The sequence below is a fragment of the Neobacillus drentensis genome (assembly GCF_036965645.1).
Lineage (GTDB): Bacteria > Bacillota > Bacilli > Bacillales > Cytobacillaceae > Neobacillus > Neobacillus drentensis_D.
In genome coordinates, this window is the sequence record NZ_JBALPZ010000228.1 from 866 (window position 1) to 4,492 (window position 3,627).

Consider the following 3,627-nt stretch of genomic DNA (forward strand, 5'->3'; position numbering starts at 1 on the left):
ACTCCCGCAGGAGTCGAGCGCCTTCCGCTCCAATCTAACCTTTAACACAGCCTATCTAAAAGCTGATTTTTTTAACTGCAACCGCAGCTTCCACCGGTGCCACAGCTATGACCTGTTTCAAAGAAGGGGTTACCTGTAGGCACCTTGATATGTTGTGATACTGCTCCCCCAATATTTTGACTGATCTCATCCAATAGAGTTTGCAAATCATTTTCAGCCAGTTTGAATTCTGCAACAAGCGGGTCCAAATCCATTTCACGTTTCGCTTCACGGATTTGCATCATCACTCTTTTATAATCTGGATGGTATTTGCCAAACCGCTGAACTTCCTCATAAAGTTCTTTCAAGCTGGCAAATCGTTTAATTTTGAGCTGCGTTTCTTTATTCGTTTGCATTTTATATAAACAAGTTTGATATTGTTCTGCAATATCAGACTTTAATACCATTTTAGCTAAGTCTTCCGCATATTCTAATAGTTCAATTCTTTCTAAAGTAGCAAGCATTTTTTGCCCACCTCCAATTGTTATTTTAACATATATACAAGATGAAAGCGAAAATTCCTGCTGCCTAGGGATATTTACCATCAATTGTTTAACCCGTACTGCCTAGGGATATTTACCATCAATTGTTTAACCCGTACTGCCTAGAATAGATACATCAGCATCCAAGTATAAGACAATAAAAGTGAGAGCATAAAAAAGGCCACAAATGAACACTGTGGTCTTTTGGTTAATTTTGTGTTTTCATAGCCTGAAACATGTGATACATCATTGAGGCCATTTGAACACTATTTGAAAATTTCTCTACTTGATGGGGAATTGTCTTTTTATAATAGTGCAACGAAGCTATTTCAAGTGCTTGTATATCATAAGGATTTCTTGTAAGCTTACGGTACCATTGAGGCTGTTCTCGAATAAATTGCTTTAAATCCTTTTGACGTTCTAAATAATCTAGTACATCTTTTCGCATCGGTTATTGGTCCCTTTCATTTTTTAGTCTTTTCGAAAAACAAATGGATGCTTTGGCCCTTCTTGCGGCTTTAATGGACCAGAAGCAGAGTTAACATTACCACCTTGAAATTGGGATATAACGCCTTGGATAGCCCCTAATGCTTGACTTAAGTTATTGATATGGCTTTGCATTTGATTTGGGTCCATTTTTTTTACCATTCCCATGATACTAGATACCCAATCACTTTTAGACTCTTGCTCTGTTTTAGATTCTGATTCCTTATCAGAACCTATCGATTCCCAGCGTTTATCCTCTTCCCCCAACAAATACCAATCCTCATATAATTCCTGCCAGGTCACCTTTCCACTCCGAACTTCCTTAATAATTTTCGGATTGTTCTTTACAAATTCTTTAAATTGGAGCACGGAAGGATGCAATTTCTTTTGCGTCATTTGAATCTCACCTCTGCCCATATTAATAGCCAATAATACATTATGTATAAGATGACGAAATGTGAAACGAAAACTGTTTATTAATTTATTAATCTTCTCCAAAGTGGTAAGATGGCAAGAGATAAGTTATGAAAGAGGTAAAAGCATGAAGGAAGAATTACGCGATTTATTAGAATTCTGTCTTGAAAATGGGTCTGAGGAAGACCTTAGCGTTATGAAGCAGCTTCTCGAAGGTGTCCAAAATAAGGTTAAACGAAATCGACGAACTTATATTGATGGTATCTTGCACATGGAAACAAGCTTCAGCGAACATTCTTGTGAGATTACGATCCCCATCAGTCCCGTTATTTATAACAACCTTAACATCGTTCATGGAGGAATTACAGCAACGGTGCTCGATACATCTATGGGTGTATTAGCCAATCGCTTGATGCCAGAAGGACACGGTGCCGTAACAAATCAATTAAACATTCATTATATTGCGCCTGGGATTGGTGAAGCACTTCGCTGCAAAGCCAAAGTTATTCATAAAGGAACCAAAACAATGGTCATATCAGGCGAGGCGTTCCGCAGCGATGGAAAAAAAATTGCCTATGCCACTGGTACCTTTTTTATGATTAAGAAAGTGTAGGAGGCGTTTTAATCGAGATGGTTACCGCCATATTAATCCCGATTATATGTCTGTACTTTTTTTGGCTGACAAGGAAAGAAAGAATAGAAAATGATAAAAAGTGGCTTGAAACCGGGAATGTACGTCAAGAAGCTGTCGTAACAGGTGAAATAACAGCTATTACCGAAGAAAAACAGCGGTTCTATTACCACCGTTACATTTTTGTGCAAAGCATTATGCTTCAAACCTCCACCAGGGTTATTACAGCAGTAAAAACGATTCCCCTAACACCCGACATAGAAAAAGACACTTTTGCGGTGGGTGAAACGGTTCGCTTATATGGAAGCTGGGAAGGTAACCGTTTTTTATTTAATACATGGGTAATTGAAAAAAGGTGACTAGGTCACCTTTTTTTACTTATCGTCCGTTTTACGGATAAAGTTTTGTGTATAATACTTTTCATAAACACCCACACCAAGATGAGAATATTGTTTATTTAATAATGAATCACGATGTCCTTTACTGTTTAGCCATCCTTCCACTACTGCAGGTCCATCGGTATAATTTGCAGCGATATTTTCACCGGCGGTTTGATAGGTAACTTTTGCCGTTTTTAGGCGATTGGCCAAATCACCATATTTCTTAGAAATATGAGAAAAGTCATTGTTTTGAGCCATATCCCTGCTATGTTCAAAGGCAGCTTCAGAAGTCTTTTCGTCCCATATTAATGGTTTTACTTTGTGCCTCTCTCTTAAAGCATTGGTGATATCAAAAATTTCCTGTTCTGTACTTTGCTCCACTAACTTCATCATATCTTCATTCAGAACTGGTGGTTTGATGAGCTGACCTCGATAAACAAGTTCATATGGACGCTGTTTGACTAAGGTTTCTGCGTCGAGAAAACGCACACTTGAAAGATTACCAGTAAACTTATCAATGTACAATTGGACAAATATATCACCCATTTTTACCATTGGACGAAGATTCAAATCCGTATCATTCAATTCGAAACGATATGTATTTCCATTTAATTTTAAATTTATATTCGTATCAAAAAATTGTGTATTAAATATCTCTTCGACTGGCTGACCAATTTCAAAAGGAGCTACATTTAAACTTTCCCCAAGTGCAAAAATAGTTACAACTCGCTTATTTTCAACCCCTACTTGTAAGTAGTGGTTATAGCTCTGATTATAGATATACCATTGAAAGCCATACATAGATTCGTCTACTCTCATCGGTGTTCCAAATTCTTTCTCGAGATTGGTAACGTCTTGTCCAATCAGTAAAGCTAAACCTTCCTTTGGTTTATCCAATGGTGTTTGACTTCCATCTGTCTGATTAGCATCTTGAGGAGTAGATTGTTTCATCTCTGAAGTGTGATCTTCCTTAATCAGTACCTTACTATCATCATTTTTTTCATTTATACTAATGTAAAATCCAATTGTTAGGAAAACAACTGAGAGTATTAAGATTCTGCTTAGAGTACGCAGTCGCACTCACCCTCTCTTATAACAATTTATATCATTATATGTATTGATAAAATAATTATATCATTTATATCATGATAAGTAAGAGTCATAAACAAAAATGTCAGATTACTTAATACTTTAA

Annotated in this window: 6 protein-coding genes; 2 read left to right on the forward strand and 4 right to left on the reverse strand. The window is 36.8% G+C overall.

Annotated elements, in window-relative coordinates:
• Nucleotides 1–71: 71 nt before the first annotated feature.
• The 3 genes from V7266_RS28995 to V7266_RS29005 form a co-directional block, all read right to left on the reverse strand.
• On the reverse strand, nucleotides 72–503 hold the full coding sequence (locus V7266_RS28995; protein ID WP_335472678.1) for a YlbF family regulator: 432 nt from the start codon (nucleotides 501–503) through the stop codon (nucleotides 72–74).
• A gap of 226 nt (nucleotides 504–729) precedes the next feature.
• Nucleotides 730–969 (reverse strand): YlbE-like family protein, encoded by a 240-nt coding sequence (locus V7266_RS29000; RefSeq protein ID WP_335472679.1) that lies wholly within the window; start codon nucleotides 967–969, stop codon nucleotides 730–732.
• 23 nt (nucleotides 970–992) lie between these two features.
• Nucleotides 993–1,403: a YlbD family protein gene (locus V7266_RS29005; RefSeq protein WP_335472680.1), complete on the reverse strand. Its 411-nt coding sequence runs from the start codon at nucleotides 1,401–1,403 to the stop codon at nucleotides 993–995.
• Between the two features lie 145 nt (nucleotides 1,404–1,548).
• On the opposite strand from V7266_RS29005, the gene V7266_RS29010 reads away from it, so the two are divergent.
• Nucleotides 1,549–2,034, forward strand: a complete 486-nt coding sequence (locus tag V7266_RS29010) for a PaaI family thioesterase (RefSeq protein WP_335472681.1) — start codon at nucleotides 1,549–1,551, stop codon at nucleotides 2,032–2,034.
• Nucleotides 2,035–2,051: 17 nt separating this feature from the next.
• Nucleotides 2,052–2,411: a hypothetical protein gene (locus V7266_RS29015; protein WP_335472682.1), complete on the forward strand. Its 360-nt coding sequence runs from the start codon at nucleotides 2,052–2,054 to the stop codon at nucleotides 2,409–2,411.
• Between the two features lie 15 nt (nucleotides 2,412–2,426).
• On the opposite strand, the gene V7266_RS29020 is transcribed toward V7266_RS29015, so the two are convergent.
• Nucleotides 2,427–3,512 (reverse strand): CAP domain-containing protein, encoded by a 1,086-nt coding sequence (locus V7266_RS29020; protein WP_335472683.1) that lies wholly within the window; start codon nucleotides 3,510–3,512, stop codon nucleotides 2,427–2,429.
• Nucleotides 3,513–3,627: the final 115 nt, after the last annotated feature.

Bases quoted from the DNA above. Each gene is read 5' to 3' on its own strand.
- V7266_RS28995 (WP_335472678.1), bottom strand. From the start codon at position 503: ATGCTTGCTACTTTAGAAAGAATTGAACTATTAGAATATGCGGAAGAC.
- V7266_RS29000 (WP_335472679.1), bottom strand. From the start codon at position 969: ATGCGAAAAGATGTACTAGATTATTTAGAACGTCAAAAGGATTTAAAG.
- V7266_RS29005 (WP_335472680.1), bottom strand. From the start codon at position 1,403: ATGACGCAAAAGAAATTGCATCCTTCCGTGCTCCAATTTAAAGAATTT.
- V7266_RS29010 (WP_335472681.1), top strand. From the start codon at position 1,549: ATGAAGGAAGAATTACGCGATTTATTAGAATTCTGTCTTGAAAATGGG.
- V7266_RS29015 (WP_335472682.1), top strand. From the start codon at position 2,052: ATGGTTACCGCCATATTAATCCCGATTATATGTCTGTACTTTTTTTGG.